This is a genomic window from Tabrizicola sp. TH137 (assembly GCF_002855575.1).
Taxonomy (GTDB): domain Bacteria; phylum Pseudomonadota; class Alphaproteobacteria; order Rhodobacterales; family Rhodobacteraceae; genus Paragemmobacter.
Map to the genome: position 1 here is coordinate 842002 of NZ_PKRQ01000002.1, position 16734 is coordinate 858735.

Consider the following 16734-nt stretch of genomic DNA (forward strand, 5'->3'; position numbering starts at 1 on the left):
CATGAACACCCGTCACAATCTCCGCGACATCTACCCCCCCACCGGCCCCGAAATCACCGCCAAAAGCTGGCTGACAGAGGCACCGATGCGGATGCTGATGAACAACCTGCACCCGGACGTGGCCGAAAACCCGCATGAGCTTGTGGTCTATGGCGGCATCGGCCGCGCGGCCCGCACATGGGAGGATTTCGACCGCATCGTCGCCACGCTGAAAACCCTCAACGATGACGAAACCCTGCTGGTGCAATCCGGCAAACCCGTCGGCGTCTTCCGCACCCACAAGGACGCGCCCCGCGTGTTGATCGCCAATTCCAACCTCGTGCCCCATTGGGCGACCTGGGACCATTTCAACGAGTTGGATAAGAAGGGCCTCGCCATGTATGGCCAGATGACCGCCGGGTCCTGGATCTACATCGGCACCCAAGGCATCGTCCAAGGCACCTACGAAACCTTCGCCGAGGCCGGCCGCCAGCATTACGGCGGCGACCTGAAGGGCAGATGGATCCTTACCGGCGGCCTCGGCGGCATGGGCGGCGCGCAGCCCCTTGCCGCCGTCATGGCCGGGGCCTGCTGCCTCGCCGTCGAGGTGGACGAAACCCGCATCGACTTCCGCATCCGCACCCGCTACCTCGACGCCAAGGCCCATACGCTCGACGAGGCCCTCGCCCTCATCGCCGACTGGACGGCGAAAGGCGAAGCAAAATCCGTGGGCCTCCTCGGCAACGCCGCCGAGATTTTCCCCGAACTGGTCCAGCGCATGAAGGCAGGCGGCCCCCGCCCCGACATCGTCACCGACCAGACCTCCGCCCATGATCCCCTGCATGGCTATTGCCCCGCAGGCTGGACAACCGCCGAATGGCGCGCGAAACAGGAAACCGCCCCGAAAGAGGTGGAAAAAGCCGCCCGCGCCTCCATGCGCGCCCATGTCGCCGCGATGGTGGATTTCTGGAACGCGGGCGTACCGACGCTCGACTACGGCAACAATATCAGACAGGTCGCTCAGGATGAGGGGCTCGAAAACGCCTTCGCCTTCCCCGGCTTCGTCCCCGCCTATATCCGCCCCCTCTTCTGCCGTGGCGTAGGCCCCTTCCGCTGGTGCGCCCTCTCCGGCGATCCCGAAGACATCTACGCCACCGACCGCGCGATGAAGCGGCTCTTCCCGGAAAACGCCCATCTCCACCGCTGGCTTGACATGGCGCAGGACCGCATCGCCTTTCAGGGCCTGCCCGCCCGCATCTGCTGGATTGGCCTCGGCGACCGCCACCGCGCGGGGCTGATGTTCAACGACATGGTGAAATCGGGCGAGTTGAAGGCCCCCGTCGTCATCGGCCGCGACCATCTCGATAGCGGCTCCGTCGCCTCCCCCAACCGCGAGACAGAGGCGATGAAGGACGGCTCCGACGCCGTCTCCGACTGGCCGCTTCTGAACGCGCTTCTGAACACTGCCTCCGGCGCGACCTGGGTCTCGCTCCATCACGGCGGCGGCGTGGGCATGGGCTTCAGCCAGCATTCCGGCATGGTCATCGTGGCGGACGGCACCGAAGATGCCGCGCGCCGCCTGAACAACGTGCTCTGGAACGATCCGGCCACCGGCGTCATGCGCCATGCCGATGCGGGCTATGACATCGCGCTCGACCACGCCCGCGCGATGGATCTGCGCCTGCCCGGCATCCTGGGGAACTGAAACAGGAAGGGGGGCTTTGCGCCCCCCTCTTCGCCTGCGGCGAATTCACCCCCCGCAGGATATTTTCAGACAGAAAGTGAAGGGGTTGCGCAGGTTAGACGCGCGGGTTCCCCCCTTCAACCTCGCGCCAGAACGGGTTCGACCAGGCGCGTTTTCCCGCCGCATCAATCACCGTCACGCGCAGCCAGGGGCTGTTCAGAAGCCGCGCCAGGGGCACCTCCGTCCGGGTCATGGAATGCCCATGCACGCCCTTCGCCCCGGTCCCCCATCCCTGCACGATGACGGAAGACACGGCAGAGCTTTCCACCACCAGCCGATCCCCTTCGATCCGCACATCGCGCAGCTCCGGCCCCTGCGAGGAATAGAAATCCCCCCGCTTCAGCGCCGCCAGCAACGCCTCGGGTTCATTCGCCTGCGACTTCACCATGACCCAGCCGCCGAAATGGTCGGGCTCGGAGAAATGCGCGTCATCCGTGGCGATCATGGTCAGCTTGCGCCCTTCGGTCAGCAGCAGGTCCGCGATGGCGAAACCGTCCGCCCGGTCGCAGCCGGTGGCGCAGCCGTGGTTATAGACCTCCACCGCATGGGCCGCCGTCACCGCCCGCGCATCCGCCAGCGTCAGCCCCGACCATTGCGGATGGGCAATCGCCACGAAGGCCCCCGCCGCCACCGCCCGCGCCGCGATCTCGGCCGCCGTTTCCTGATCGGCGCGCGGCACGAAATCAGGGCTGTTCGAGGGCGCGAAATCCGGCGGCAGGCCGACGGCAAGGATATGCCACAGCTCGCCATTCGCCATCGCCCCGGAATGCAGTTCCGCCCCGAGGATGGTGGTGAACCCCTCCGCCCGGAACGGCACCGTATCCACGATCGGATAGCCCCACATCCCCACGAAATGATCCGTCAGCGCAAGGAAATCATAGCCCTCCGCGCGGTAGCGGCGGCAGACCTCTTCGGGCGACAGCACCCCGTCCGACCGGGTGGAATGGGTGTGCAGGTTGCCGCGCCAGAAACGCCCGGGGGCGGTGAAGGCGGAAAGCGGTCGCTGCATCATGATCCTCCGTCACTGAGTCGCCCGCCACCCTAGCGCCGCTCTGTGACAGGTGCATCCCCCTTCCGGGCGCGACGCCCCCCATTGCCGCAGCCGCGAAAACCCTTATCTGATGACCTCCCGCAAGAAGAGGCCCCCCGCCCCATGACCGACCAATCCCCGCTGGAATTCACCCCCGGCCCCGATACCCGCCGCGCCCTGCGCGATGCGCTGGGGCGCTTTGCCACCGGCGTCACGGTCGTCACCTGCCTTGGCCCCGAAGGCCCGCTCGGCATCACGGTCAACAGCTTCGCCTCCGTCTCGCTCGATCCCGCGCTGGTGCTCTGGTCGGTGGACCGTGCCTCGTCGCGCGCCGCCGCCTTTGCCGAGGCGGCCACCTTCGCCATCCATATCCTCGGGCGCGAGGAACGCGACCTCGCCGCCCGCTTCACCCGCAATGGCGGGGGCTTCGACGGTCTCGACTGGACCGACAGCCCGGACGGTCTGCCGCGCCTGCGCGGCACGCTCGCCCGCTTCGATTGCGCCCGGCACGCGGTGCATGACGGGGGGGATCACCTCATCCTCGTGGGCGCCGTGCTGCGGGCCGCCTTCCGTCCCGGCGCGCCGCTTCTCTTCTCGCAGGGGCATTTTGGCGATTTTGCCCCCTGATCCACTTTAAATCCTGCAATCCGCTCCCATCTTTGCCGCAAGACGGCAGAAATGCGCGGTATCGTGGCAAGGCGGACCATATCGCCAGACGCGACGGCCTGTGATACTGACATTCGACAGGGGATTGAGCAGGACATGCAGTTGCAGGTGCCTTTGAGCGAACTTGAAACCGACGAGATGCGCGACGGCTGCGGCGATCTCGCCGTGGACGAGATGACCGAACGCGCCACCTCGGCGGCGGCCTTTCTCAAGGCCCTGTCGCATGAGGGGCGGCTGATGATCCTCTGCCATCTCTCATCGGGCGAGAAATCGGTGACCGAACTGGAACGCCTGCTGGAACAGCGTCAGGCCGCCGTCAGCCAGCAACTCGCGCGGCTCCGGCTCGAAGGGCTGGTCGCCTGCCGCCGCGAAGGCAAGGCGATCTACTATTCGATCCAGGACCCGAAGGTCAGCCGCACCATCGCGCTGGTCTATGACATGTTCTGCCGCGAGGCCTGACCGTCACCCTCGCCCGACGAAAGGCATGTCGCGCGCCATGATCGTCAGGAAGGGGATATTGGCCGAAAGCGGCAGCCCTGCCATGTGCAGCACCGCATCGGCCACATGGGCCACATCCATCACCGGTTCCACCCGCACCGTTCCATCGGCTTGCGGAACGCCTTTGGTGAAGGCCGCCGCCATATCCGTCAAGGCATTGCCGATGTCGATCTGACCGCAGGCGATATCGAACCGCCGCCCGTCCAGCGCGAGCGTCTTGGTAAGCCCCGTCACCGCATGTTTCGACGTGGTATAGGGCGCAGAGCCCGGCCGCGGCGCATGGGCCGAGATCGACCCGTTATTGATGATCCGCCCGCCCTGTGGGCTCTGCCGCCGCATCAAGCCAAAGGCCGCACGGGCGCAAAGAAACATGCCGGTGATGTTCACCCGCTCCAGCCGCAGCCAGTCTTCCACCGGAATCTCGTCGATCGGCGCGGCCTTGACCGAAATCCCGGCATTGTTGAACAGCACATCCAGCCGCCCCCAGTCGCGTTCCAGCGCGGCAAAGGCCGCCTCCACCTCGCCCGGTTCGCCCACATCCGCAGGCAGGATCAGCGCCGGATGACCCTCCGCCGTCTCCTCCAGCGCGTCCCGCCGCCGCCCGATTAGGGCAACCTGCCAGCCCGCCGCGAGGAAGGCCCGCGCCGTGGCGCGCCCGATGCCGCTGCCCGCCCCGGTGATCACGATCCTGCCCGTCATTCTCCACCCTCCTCGACATATCCGAATTTCATCAGCCATAGCAGGCAGCGCTCCACCCGCGCCACGCTTTGCCCGGTTGCCCCGGCGATCTCGCCCGCCGCAGCCCGCCCCCGCGCCGCCAGCGCATCCGCCACCGCCTCGACATCCTGCATCGTCTCGAAGACGCGCCGCGTCGTGGCATAGTCGCGCAAGGCCCAGAGCCGCGCCACAGGCACCGCCCCCCCGATCCAGCGATAGCCCCCCTGCCGCGGCAAGGCCCGTGTGGGAAAGCCGCCGAAATAGACCGCAGGCGAAGGCGCCACCGGCAGATGCGCCGGGTTGATCGGCGGATGCCGGGCGGGATCGGCCCGCCGCCGGATCGCATCCAGTTCCGCGAAAAGCGCCTGCATCTGCGGCACCACCACCCCCCAGTCGAACAGGCTGCGCGCCCGCGCCCGCCCCGCCGCGCCCATCCGCGCGCGCAGGTCCGGCCCGGTCATCAAGGCCCGCACCGCTTCGGCCAGCTTCGCCACGTCGATCGCCGTCACCGCCGAAAGCTGGCTCAGATACTGGATATAGCTGTCCGTCCCGCCATGATAGCGCAGCCCCGTCGCCGTCACATGCTCCACCCGCGCGCCCGTGACGGGAACGCGCAGACCCGCCCCCCCATCCACCGTATCGCGGATGCCATCCCAGTCCGAGGCCACCACCGGCAGCCCCGCCGCCATCGCCTCCACCGGCGCAATGCCGAAACTCTCCTGAAGATTGTCGATGGGAAACAGGAACATCTCCGCCGCCGACAGCGCCGCCAGCCGCCGCCCCGCCCCCTGATGCGGCAGGTGATGCAGGCCCACATCGGGCATCAGTTCCGCAGCCGGTTCCAGAAAGATGCGCCGCCCGTAGCTATCGGCGAAATCGCCGTAAAGGATCAGGTGCAGCCGCCGCCCAGTCCCCGCCTGCGCCCGCTGCAAGGCAAGATAAACGGGCAGCGGATCGAACTTCTCATGCGGGCTCAGCCGTGCCACGACCAGCGCCACGCTGTCCTCCGCCGCGATCCCCAGTTCCGCCCGCAGCGCCGCCCCCGCCGCCGGATCGGGGGCAAAGGCGTCGCAGTCGATCCCCAAAGGGATGACCGGCATCTGCGGTCGTGGCGGAACGACCCCGCCAAAGCGCGCGGCCAGAAATTCGTCGATCATCTCCATCTGCGTCTCCAGCGCCGCCTTCACCGCGCGCGAGGTGCAGATGACCGCATCCCATTCCGCCTGCGGACTTGCGCGCAGATGCCAGGCCCCTTCCATCACCGCCTTGGTGGAAATCGTATGCGTGATCCCGCAGATCGCATAGGCCGTCGCCCCCCAGAGACCGCGCCGCCAGGTCTCGGTCGCGAAATTGGGGCCGGAAAAGAACATCGTGCCGACCGGCGCCATGGCGCGGGCATTCTCCAGCCGCTCCACCCGCACAGCCGCGCCGGGCCGCAACTCTTCGGCCAGCGCCCGGAACCCGCGCTCATCCATTGGGCCGTGGGTCAGCCCGACCCATTCCCCCACATCCGCATGGCGGAACCATCCCCTCAGGAAACTGTCCCCCGCCATCCGCCGCCCGTTCACGCCCTTGCCCGGGTCAAAGCCATCCGGCGCATACCAGATCGCCGCATTGCGCTCCACCCGCCCGGTCATCCTGCCGTAGCCCCTATCATGCCCGCCTCCACTCGCACCAACCGGCCCGATGCTACGGGGCCACCGCGCCCCGGTCCAGCCGCCGCCGCCCGGCCAAGGACGCTTGACGCAACCTGCGGCAACAGGGCATCACGGGGCGCAAGGGCGGTGCAATCTGGGTAAGGGTCGGCAATGAAGGCGGAACGCAAGGCAAAGCGGCCGCGCGGGGCATCCGACCTCTGGGGAACCGCGCCCTTCCCGCTGAAACGCCACAACAGCCCGCATGGCCAGGTCACCGCCGTCTCGATGATGAAGGATGAAGGCCCCTTCGTCATCGAATGGGTGGCCCATCACCTCGCCCTGGGCTTCACCGATCTCGTGGTCTATACCAACGACTGTTCCGACGGCACCGACGACATGCTCATCCGGCTGGAGGAACTGGGCCTCGCCCATCACCGCCGCAATGTCATCCCCGAAGGCCTGCGCCCGCAGCCCAGCGCGCTCAACTACGCGCAGGAAGAACCGGTGGTCTGCAAATCCGACTGGGTCATGGTCTTCGACGCCGACGAATTCCTCTCGATCCGCCACGGCGACGGCACGCTGGACGGCCTCATTGCCGCCGCCAAGGCGCAGGATGCCAATGGCATCGTCGTCACCTGGCGCATCTTCGGCTCGGGCGGGGTGGTGGACTGGTCCCGCGCCCCGGTGACGGAACAATACCTCTACGCCGCCCCGCCGATGTGGAACAAGGGCTGGGGGGTCAAGACGCTCTTCACCTTCGATCCCGATTACTGGAAACTCGGCATCCACCGCCCCAAGATGAAGAACCGCCATATCCAGACGGGCTTCCCCGACACGGTCAAATGGCTCAACGGTTCGGGCCGCGAGATGGAGGATTACTTCAAGTTCCGCGGCTGGCGCTCCATCACCCGCACCGTCGGCTATGACTGGGTGCAACTGAACCACTATGCCGTGAAATCGGTGGACAGCTACGCCATCCGCAAGATGCGCGGCAACGTCAACAACAAGAAAGACAAGTACAATTCCGACTACTGGGCGCTTCAGGACCGCAACGAAGTGCGCGACGACACCATGCTGCGCTACAGCGACCGCCGCAACGCGCTGATGGCGCAATTGCTGGAAGACCCGGTTCTGCACCGCCTCCACCATGCCGCCCTTGCGCGGGCCGAGGCGCGGCTGGCCGAACTCAAGGAAACCGAGGCCTACCACCAGCTTGTCGCCGACCTCGCCAAGGCCTCTGCCATCCCGATCACCCAGATCACCGCCAAGCCGCCGCAGCCGCGCGACAAGGAAAAGATCGCCGCGCTGATGTCCGATGTGGAAAAGCGCCGCAATGCCAAGGCGAAAGAGGATCGCAAGGCCGCGCCCGCCGAACCAAAGCCCCCCGTTACGCCCATGGGCAGCTATGTCGCAGGCCCCATCGACGCCTCGCTCGACATCCCGCTCGACTGGAAGGCCAATCACACGGTTGACGTGCCGATGGACCCGCGCGTCTTCACCCCACCCACCCTCCTGATCATCGAGGCGGGCAAGTTTGAACGCGGCCTCGCCCGCCGCATGCCGCATCTGCTGCCGCGCGATGGCCGGTTCCTGACCCTCGGCGCGGGCTGCGGCTTCCTCTCCGCCCATCTCGCCCGCACCCGCCCCGACCTGACGATCCTCATGGCGGAAGGCGATCCCGGGCTGCATCCCGTCATCGCCCGGCTCTGCGCCCGCAACGGCCGCGCCTTCGATGCCCGCTTCCGCCTGCTCGACCAGGACCTCGGGGCCGACCCCGCCGCCCGGCTCCTCGCGCTCGTGGCAGAGCACCGCCCCACCTCCCTCATGATCGCCGAGGCGACGCTGCCCCCCGCCGCCCTGATCGCCGCCCTGCCCGCCCTCTCCCCCCTGCCCGATCAGCTTTTCCTCGCCGGCCGCTGGATCGAGGCCTTCCATACCGACCTGCCCGCCGTCGAAACGGCCCTCGCCGCCCAAGGCTGGCACGGCCCGCAATACGGCTTCGATCCCGTGCTGACACGCGGCTATGGGCGTGTCCCCGACTCCACACCCTGACGCCAAGCACGCCCGACCGCCCGAAGATATGGACAGCGCCCCGCGCTTTCGGGCATCCTGCACCCAACCAGAAGAAGCCCGCACCGGGCAGAGTGAGGCATCATGTCAGTATCCCAGCGTCGTCCCGTGGCATCCCTCTGGATCGGCGAACGTTTGCATTACCTCAACCAGCTTTGCCTTCTGTCGCATGTCCGCAACGGGCATCCGACGATCCTCTATTGCACGCATGAGGTGTCGAACGTCCCCGCAGGGGTCGAGGTCCGCAAGGCCACCGACATCATGAAGATCGACATGGATATCGTGGCCCAGACGTCGGAATCCTTCCTGTCCAACGTCTTCCGCTACAAGATGATCAAGGCGATCGACGCGATCTGGATCGACTGCGACGCCTATTGCCACAAGCCCTTCCCCGACGAGATGCAGAACATCTTCGCAGGCCATGGCTTCCGCGGCGCGCTGAATTGCGGCGTGGTCTATATCCCGCCGAAGGGCGAATTGATCGACCGCCTGCTCGACTATTACGAAAACCTGCCCGACGCGCCCGCCTGGTTCAACAAGCAGCAGCGGAAAAAGCTGGAAAAGCAGCCCAGCTCCCTGCCGCAGGCCGTCCGCATCTACAATGCCGAACGCACCGCCTTCGGCCCGCAGGCCTTCACCTGGTTCGCCCAGCAGACCGGCGATTATGACAAGGCGCTGACGCCCGATTACCTCTATCCCGTGCCGTTCCAGCTCAACGACGTGTTCTACGATCCCTATGGGCGGGTCGAGGGACATTTCACCGACAACACCCTCTCCGTCCATCTCTACACCAACGGCACCAAACCCTGGTGGCGCCGCAACCCGCCCCTGCCCAATTCCTATGCCGCGCGCATGTGCGCGATCGAAGGGGTCGATCCCGCAAAGGCGCTCGAGGAATAGGACCATGCCCCCGGCCCACCTCGCCGCCCCCTGCCCCTCCGCGACGGCCCTCCCGCCGCCCGATGCGGATGCTGCGGCACTGGCCTTGCGATGAAACCGCCGCCCAACGGACCGCCGCCCGTCCCGCCCGCCCCTTCCGAAGGGGTGCTGATCCGGGCCGAGAATGGCGATGTCGTGACCTGGGATGAGACCGGCCTGACCCTCCGCCTCTCTGACAGCGTCCTTGCCGACCTGCGCCAGCGCCTGCCCCTCCCCACCCCGCGGGCCGAGGCGCGCGCTCTCGGCGATATCGACGCCTGGAACCTGCGCGATCAGGACGGCTGGCTCCTGTTCGACGCCCGTCTCGACCCCGCCCTCGGCACCCGCGCCTATCGCCGCGCCCATGCGGGCGGCGACATCCTCGCCGCCGCACCGGGGCCGCTCCTGGCGCTCCTCGCCCTTGGCGGCCAGCGCCGCGCGGGCTTCTCTCCGCGCCGCCCGGCCTTCCCCCATCACATCCTCGCCCCCGGCGACGATATCGGGGCCGTCGGCCTTGAAGGCACCGCCCGCGCCGAAGCCACCGCCCGCCTCCAGCACCTCCCCTGGTCCACCCGCGAGTCCCTGATTGCCGAGGCGTTGCTCTCCGACCGCCTTGCCGAGGCCCGCGCCCTGCCCCTTTTCCTCTGCCGCGCCGAAACCGATGCCAGCGCCAGCATCGACGCGCTTCCCTCCGGCCTCGCCTTCGCCAATCTGCTGACGGCCATCGACAGCGGCATCGCCGCCGCACGCAGCCTCGGCACCCGCCTGCGCATCCCCGCCATCGCGCTGGATTTCGGGCTGGAGGATCGCGCCAGCGACGCCCCCGCTCTCGCCCGCGGCCTCCGCCGCCTCATGGCCCGGCTGGAGGCGGAACTGATCCGCCGCGACATCGAACGCCCGGTCTTCCTCCTCACCGCCGAGTCCGGCACCGCCCGCGACACCACCCACCCCGCCATCGCCGCCCATGCGGAACTGTCCTGGCAGCCCGGCCCCCATCGGCTGACCATCGCCGCCCCCGGCTACATGTTCGAACAAACCGCCTTCGGCCGCCCCACAGATACCGCCCGCGCCCGCATGGCCCGCATGGACGCCTTCGCCCTGACCGAGGCGCTGGCCCGCCGCGACTGGTTCTGCCCCACCTTCCTGCTGGCCGAGGCGACAGAGCGCCAGATCCGCGTCACCGCGCAATCCATGGGGCCACTCACCCTCTCCGATGCGCTGGACGCAGGCCCCGCCTGCGGCTTCCGCCTCTCGCAGACCGAGGCGCGCATCACGGCCGTAACCCTTGCCCCCGACGATCCCCGCGCCCTGATCCTGACGACCGACCGCCCTGCCACTGGCGGGCTGCTCCACTACGCCCATGGCGCCGACCCGGCACCGGGCCGCGCCGGGTTGCCGCCCAATCGCGGCGGCGTGCGGGACGACTGGCAGGCCCCCGGCCCCGAGGGCGGCCCGCCCCTGCACCGCTGGGCCTTGCCGTCCCTCTTGCGCATCTGGGGGGCGGCATGACCGGCCCCCTCCTCTTTCCCGGCCGCCTGCCGGATGGCGCGCTTGTCCGTGGCGACACCCTCCCCACGCAGCCGACCCTGCGCCCAAGCACCCCACCCGCCGCCCCAGCCCCCGTCTGGCTGTCCTGCAATCACGCCCCGGAAACTACCCCGCTCCATCTCTGGCCCGCCTCCAACGGTCAGGCGGCCGCCTCCGTCCCCGCCAATGACAGCGGCACCGCACGAAGCGCCAGCGGCGCACTCATCTTCCGCGCCGGCGAAAATTCCGGCCTCTGCCTCGCCGATGCCCTGCCCGATGCCGCCACCGCCAGCCTTGGCGCGATCTTCCGCCCCGCCCCCGCCGCATCCGCCGGCACAATCCTGTCGCTGCAACCGCAGGACGGCAGCGGCTATCTCTTCCTCGCCCATGAGGACGGCCAACTCCGCATCGGGCGCAAGGATGCCGACCTCTCGCTGACCGCCCCTGCGCCCGAAGGTGCCATCCTCGCGGGCCTCTCCCTCGCGGCAGGCCGCGTCACGCTCTTCGTCAATGGCACGGCGGCCAGCAGCGCCCCGCTCGCCCTCTCCGGTCCCGCCGACCTCTTCATCGGCTGCCGCACCGCCCGCCCCGGCCTGAAGAACAAGCTGGGCAGCTTCCACCTCGCCGATGTGCTGCTCTGGCCCGGCGATCCGGCCCCGGACCTCGCCGCCGCCTGCGCGCTCCGCGCCGAAAGGGGGCAGCATGGGCTTTGACCGGGAAACGATCCGCGATGGCAATCTCTGCCTGATCTGGATCGACGACATGATCGACATCTTCACCTGGCGCAACGCTTTCGGCGTCACCATCCGGACCCCGAACATCGACCGGCTGATGGCCGAAGGCACCCGCTTTGCCAATGCCTATGCCACCATTCCGCTCTGCGCCCCCTGCCGGGCCGAAATCTCCACCGGCCTCTCGCCCTTCCGCACCGGCCTGGTGGACCTCAACCGCTTCTGGCGCGACGTCCTTCCCGCCACCGCCTCATGGGTCTATGACCTGCGCCGCGCAGGCTTCCGCACCTTTACCACCGGCAAGACCGACGCCAATTACAGGCCGATGCCGGAAGCCTATCGCCGCATCCTCTTCCACGAAGATGCCGAGGCCGCCGACCGCGGCCGCCGTCGCGGCGTCCACCCCTATCTCGACAAGGGGCCGGGCATCGCGGGCGTGAACCATCCCGATGATGACGGGTCAATGGATCACACCTTCTACGACCATGCCGTCGCCCAGAATGCCATCGACTATCTCGGTCGCGCCGATCCCGCCCGCCGCCACCTGATCCAGCTCGGCTTCAAGCATCCGCATTACAACCTCACCTGCCCCGACCGCTTCTATCAGCTTTACGATCCCGCGCAGATCACCTGGCCCGACAGCGCCCATCCCGATGATTTCACCGGGCCGCAGCCGGGCATGGCCGTCTATGAACTGGCCTATATCGTCAATGGCCAATGGACGCCTGAAAAGGCGGGCGATCACGCCTGGCGGCAGGTGGTGCGCGCCTATTTCGCCGCCTGTTCCCATGTCGATCACGAGATCGGGCGTTTCATGGATGCCCTGCGCGCCTCCCCCCTCGGCGGCAACACCACCGTTGTCCTGCTCTCCGACAACGGCTTCAACCTCGGCACCCATGACAGCTTCCACAAGATGAGCCAGTGGGATAGCGCCGCCCATGTCCCCCTTGGCCTCTGGCATGCCGCCATGCCCGGCGGGACCGAGGTCGCGCTGCCCGTCTCGCTCCACAACCTGCCCAAGACGCTGCTCGACATCGCCGGGCTCCCCCCGCGCGAAGACTGGGTCTCGGGGCAAAGCCTTCTGCCCCTGATCGACCCCTCCTTCGGGACCTATGACCGCACGAAATCCCCGCTCACCGCCGTCTTCGGCACCCTTTCCGTGCGCCCCTCGGTCGAGGGCCTCGATCACCTGCGCTACTTCCGCTACCCGAATGGCGAAGAACATGTCTATGACGTCATCGCCGATCCGGGTGAGACGACAAACCTCGCGGACGGCCCCCATACCCCCGACCTGCGGCAGGAACTCGTCAAGGCCGCCGCCGATCTGGGCCTTGACCTGCGCGGGATGGAAACCCCCGGTTCCGGCCTGCACGCGATGATGGCGATGGACGGCACCGTTGTTCTGGAAGGTGGCGCCGCCGACAACCATTACTGGGCCTATGGCGCGTCAGCGGACCGGATCGTCGAACGCCCCGATGGCGGGCATGACACGCTCTGGTATCTCGCCGGTCCCGATGGCCATGTCCTGCGCGTGCCCGCCAATATCGACTGCGTCCGCATCGGCACGGTCACCGCAAGGAACGAAGCGGATGGCAAGATCGGCAAGGTTCTCCGCATCGTCGCCCATCCCGAAAGCGCCCTTGACTTCGAGGCATCCGAACGCGTCTCCGTCCATGTCCGCGGATCGGATCAGGGCGACGTCATGCTCGGCCCCGTCTATGCCGGCGCGATCTTCGAAGGCGGCGCAGGCGATGACCGCCTCGTCGCCCAATCGATGCGCCGCAACGACCGCCACGCCTTCTATGGCGGGGCAGGCAATGACACGCTGATCGGCGGCAACGGGCGCGACACGCTCGACGGCGGCCCCGGCGATGATGTGATCGAGGCCGGCGACGGTTTCGCCAAACTCTATGGCGGCCCCGGCAATGACACGCTCCGCGCGGGCGACCGCAGCGTGGAAATCCACACCGGTCCCGGCCGGAACGAGGTCACTTCCGGCCCCGGCAATGACCGCATCTTCGCAGGCCCCGGCGAGAACCGCATCACCGGCGCGGGCGGCGGCGTCACCTATACCGTCGCCTGGGGCGGGGTGACCGAGATCACGGGTTTCTCCGACGATGACCACCTGATCCTCGCCGGCTGGCCCGAGGCACCGCTCCTCGCCGCCGAAGGCGATGCCGTCACCGTCACCGCAGGCCTCTCCACCGTGGTCCTCCATGGCCGGACAGACCCGGACCGCATCCGCGCCCGGATCGGCCATGCCGACCGCTTCCTCCACGCGACTGCGCCGCTGCCCGACAGCTTCCCCCCGCCCGAAGACGAGGATGGCGATGGCTGACACATCCGCCCTGCCCCCCTTCGCCCCCGACCGTCCGATGACCCTGCGCCTCCTGCCGAAGGTCACGCTGGTCCCCTGGGGTCTGACCGATCCCCCCGGGGCCCGCCGCGCCGCCGCCCTCTTCGACGCCGCAGGCCAGCCCATCCCCGAGGCAGAGTGCTGGCGCTGGTGGGGCGAACCGATCACGACCTTGCCCGACCGCGATCCCGCCGCCACGCCCGAACTGCTGCCCGGCCGCTGGCTGTTCGGCGGGCTCTTCTACGGCCATTTCGGCCATCTCCTCTGCGAATCCACCGCCCGCCTCTGGGCGCTGGACCACGCCCCCGGCATCACCGGCATCCTCTTCCACCCCAAGCTGCGCTTCACCCATGAAAACCGCATGATCCGCGATCACCTCGCCCTGTTCCAGGCGCTGGGTCTGGCCGACCATCATATCCGCGCCCCCCAGACACCCGTCCTGGTCGAGGAAATGGTCATCCCCGAACAGGGTTTCGGCATCGGCGACATGGCCGCAGGCCGCCCCCAATACCGCGCCTTCATGCGCGACCGCCTCTCCCGCGCCGCCCCGCCAGAGGGGCCGGACCACATCTACATCTCCCGCGCGCGGCTGCCTTCGAAACGTGGCTCCGTCCTGCTCGAAACGCGGATCGAGGCGCTTATGGAACAGGCGGGTTACACCATCTTCCACCCGCAGGAACATCCGCTGACTGTGCAGCTTGCCCGCTACCGCGCCGCCCGCCGCATCGTGGCGCTCGACGGCTCCGCCCTCCACCTTGCCGCCATGGTGCTGCACCCCGAGGCGCAGGTCGCCATCCTCAATCGCGGCCCCTCGCAGAACATCGACGATTACCTCCGCCAGTTCCGCCATTTCGCCGGCATCGACCCGGCCCGGATCGACGCCGTCCGCGACTACTGGTTCCAGGCCGGCCGCCGTGTGATCAAGCGCGAAACCCACGCCCTGCTCGACCTGCCCGCCGTCGCCGCGGCCCTCTCCGCCGCAGGCTTCCTCCCCCCCGGCACCGACTGGCCCGCCCTGACCGAAGCCGACATCACCGCCGCCATAGCCGATCTCGAAACCCGCGCGGGCCACCCCATGACCCGCTACCCGGCAGACCCCGCCCATGCCTGATCTGGCCTTCCTCTTCGTCGTCGAAGGCCCCCGGCTGGAGGCGCAGTCGTTGCTCCTCGCCGCCTCGATCCGACGGCATCACCCGAAGGCCATGATCCTCGGCTACCGCCCGCTCGGCGCAGAACCGCCCCCCGCCCCGGTTGCGGCGATCTTCGCGGCCACGGGCGGCCTTCTGCTGCCCCTGCCCCCCGCGCGGGGCATCTGGCGCGGCCCCTATCCGCATGGCAACAAGATCATCGCCCTCGCCCAGCCCCGCGATGCCGCCATCTCGGTCTTCCTCGACACCGACATGGTGATGACCGCCCCCCTCGCCCCCGAAGACATGCCCGGTCACGGCGAGGTTTCGGTCGTTCCCGAAGGCATCCAGTCTTGGGGCAAGGAAGAGGGTCGCTGGGAAAGGGTCTATGCCCATTTCGGCCTCCCCCTGCCCGAAGAACGCATCCGCCTGCTGCGCGGGGCGCGCCGCCACTCCCCGCCCTATTTCAACGCAGGCTTCGTCGCCCAGCGCGAAACCGACCGGGTCGAAGGCATGACCTTCGGCCAGCTCTGGCTCGACACCGCCCGCCGCATCGACCACGAGGTCGGCGTCGCCAACAAACGCCCCTGGCTCGACCAGATCGCCCTTCCCGTCGCGCTGCGCCGCTTCGGCCTCCGTTACCGCCTCATCGACGAGGCGGCGAATTTCTCCATCTCCAACGGGCGCAAGCTGCCCGATCCCTTCACCCCGAAGGTGCTGCACTACCACCGCTCGGGCTTCCTGCGCGCCTGGGACGGGGCCGATGCCGTCATCGCCCAGGCGCTCGACTGCCTCCCCCCCGCCCTCCACCCCGAGGCCGAGGCGATGCTCACCGCCGCCGGTTTCCTCGGCGACCTGATCGAGGAGTCCTGAATGGCCAAGGATTTCGCCTGCGCCCTGACCCATGTCCGCCACGAAGGCTTCTTCCTCGCCAAATGGATCGCCCATTACAGCGCCGTCGTGGGCCGCGAGAACCTCCATGTCGTGATCGACGGCGACGATTGGGAACCCGATGTCGATCTTTCCGGCATCTCGGTCGAAATCGTCACCGGCGCCCCGCGCCAGCGCATCCGCAACGACCGCTGGATCGCCCGCGAAATGTCGGTCCGCGCCAATGCGCTGCGCAAGCGCTATGCCCATGTGATCCGCGGCGATGTCGATGAATATGTGGTCATCGACCCCGACAGCGGCCTGACCTGGCCGGATGCCTTCGGAGAATTGGGCGATCAGGGCTATATCTTCGCCCTCGGCGTGGACATGGTGCAATCCGCCACCGAAACCGCCCCGCTCGACCGCGCCGTTCCGATCCTCGGGCAAAGACGGCAGGGCTTCCTCGCCGACCGCTATTCCAAACCCTTCGTCATCTCGCGCTGGAACAACTGGGCCGGCGGGGCGCATCGCCTGGTCAACCGCGATGTCCGGCTCAGCCGCCATTTCTTCCTTTTCCACATGGCGCTGGCCGACCGTGACCTGGCGCAGGAACGGCTGGCCGCCCGCGGCGGCCTGACCCAGCACGCCTCCTTCGTGGAACATCAGACGATGCGCCTCGATGCCGTCGGCACCGCCGCCGATCCCCTCGCCTGGACCGAGGCCCTCGCCCTCGCCCATGCCCAGTTCCCGGTCGAACCCGACGGCACCCCCGCCGGACGCCCCCGCGCCAGCACCGACCCGCGCGCCACCGACAAGGGCCTTCCCGTCATCGTGCCGGACCGGTTCTTCGGCCTGGTCTGACGG

14 protein-coding genes are annotated in these 16734 nt (G+C 68.3%); 11 read left to right on the forward strand and 3 right to left on the reverse strand.

The features are described from left to right. Position 1 precedes the first annotated feature (1 nt). Entirely contained in the window at positions 2–1684 is a 1683-nt protein-coding gene (hutU, locus tag C0V75_RS09515) for a urocanate hydratase (RefSeq protein WP_101920625.1), read from the forward strand. 94 nt (positions 1685–1778) lie between these two features. On the opposite strand, the gene C0V75_RS09520 is transcribed toward hutU, so the two are convergent. Then, on the reverse strand, positions 1779–2732 hold the full coding sequence (locus C0V75_RS09520; RefSeq protein ID WP_101920799.1) for a PHP domain-containing protein: 954 nt from the start codon (positions 2730–2732) through the stop codon (positions 1779–1781). Positions 2733–2876: 144 nt separating this feature from the next. Here C0V75_RS09520 and C0V75_RS09525 point away from each other — a divergent pair, with 144 nt between their 5' ends. Further along, positions 2877–3380: a flavin reductase family protein gene (locus tag C0V75_RS09525; protein WP_101920626.1), complete on the forward strand. Its 504-nt coding sequence runs from the start codon at positions 2877–2879 to the stop codon at positions 3378–3380. A 177-nt stretch (positions 3381–3557) separates the two neighbouring features. Next, positions 3558–3878 (forward strand): helix-turn-helix transcriptional regulator, encoded by a 321-nt coding sequence (locus C0V75_RS09530; protein ID WP_254216432.1) that lies wholly within the window; start codon positions 3558–3560, stop codon positions 3876–3878. A 3-nt stretch (positions 3879–3881) separates the two neighbouring features. Here C0V75_RS09530 and C0V75_RS09535 read toward each other — a convergent pair whose 3' ends face one another. Then, the gene (locus tag C0V75_RS09535) at positions 3882–4616 is read right to left on the reverse strand and encodes an SDR family oxidoreductase (protein WP_101920628.1); all 735 of its coding nucleotides are present in this window, start codon (positions 4614–4616) and stop codon (positions 3882–3884) included. Further along, positions 4613–6271 (reverse strand): glycosyltransferase family 4 protein, encoded by a 1659-nt coding sequence (locus tag C0V75_RS09540; RefSeq protein ID WP_101920629.1) that lies wholly within the window; start codon positions 6269–6271, stop codon positions 4613–4615. The genes C0V75_RS09535 and C0V75_RS09540 overlap by 4 nt, the downstream gene beginning before the upstream one ends. 171 nt (positions 6272–6442) lie before the next feature. Between C0V75_RS09540 and C0V75_RS09545 the strand changes: the two genes are divergently transcribed. The 8 genes from C0V75_RS09545 to C0V75_RS09580 all read left to right on the forward strand — a co-directional run bounded on the left by C0V75_RS09545 (position 6443) and on the right by C0V75_RS09580 (position 16731). After that, complete coding sequence (locus C0V75_RS09545) at positions 6443–8323, forward strand: glycosyltransferase family 2 protein (protein ID WP_254216419.1); 1881 nt, start codon at positions 6443–6445, stop codon at positions 8321–8323. Between the two features lie 102 nt (positions 8324–8425). Next, complete coding sequence (locus tag C0V75_RS09550) at positions 8426–9241, forward strand: hypothetical protein (protein ID WP_101920630.1); 816 nt, start codon at positions 8426–8428, stop codon at positions 9239–9241. A 90-nt stretch (positions 9242–9331) separates the two neighbouring features. Beyond that, entirely contained in the window at positions 9332–10768 is a 1437-nt protein-coding gene (locus tag C0V75_RS09555; protein ID WP_101920631.1) for a hypothetical protein, read from the forward strand. Continuing rightward, positions 10765–11499, forward strand: coding sequence for a hypothetical protein (locus C0V75_RS09560; RefSeq protein ID WP_101920632.1), 735 nt, complete (start codon positions 10765–10767; stop codon positions 11497–11499). The genes C0V75_RS09555 and C0V75_RS09560 overlap by 4 nt, the downstream gene beginning before the upstream one ends. Continuing rightward, positions 11489–13855 (forward strand): sulfatase-like hydrolase/transferase, encoded by a 2367-nt coding sequence (locus tag C0V75_RS09565; RefSeq protein ID WP_101920633.1) that lies wholly within the window; start codon positions 11489–11491, stop codon positions 13853–13855. The genes C0V75_RS09560 and C0V75_RS09565 overlap by 11 nt, the downstream gene beginning before the upstream one ends. Next, the gene (locus tag C0V75_RS09570) at positions 13848–14984 is read left to right on the forward strand and encodes a DUF563 domain-containing protein (protein ID WP_158241812.1); all 1137 of its coding nucleotides are present in this window, start codon (positions 13848–13850) and stop codon (positions 14982–14984) included. Before C0V75_RS09565 ends, C0V75_RS09570 begins: the two co-directional genes overlap by 8 nt. Beyond that, positions 14977–15873: a hypothetical protein gene (locus C0V75_RS09575; protein ID WP_101920635.1), complete on the forward strand. Its 897-nt coding sequence runs from the start codon at positions 14977–14979 to the stop codon at positions 15871–15873. The genes C0V75_RS09570 and C0V75_RS09575 overlap by 8 nt, the downstream gene beginning before the upstream one ends. After that, positions 15874–16731 carry a hypothetical protein gene (locus C0V75_RS09580; RefSeq protein WP_101920636.1) on the forward strand — a complete coding sequence of 286 codons (858 nt, stop codon included), beginning with the start codon at positions 15874–15876 and terminating at the stop codon, positions 16729–16731. Positions 16732–16734 lie beyond the last annotated feature (3 nt).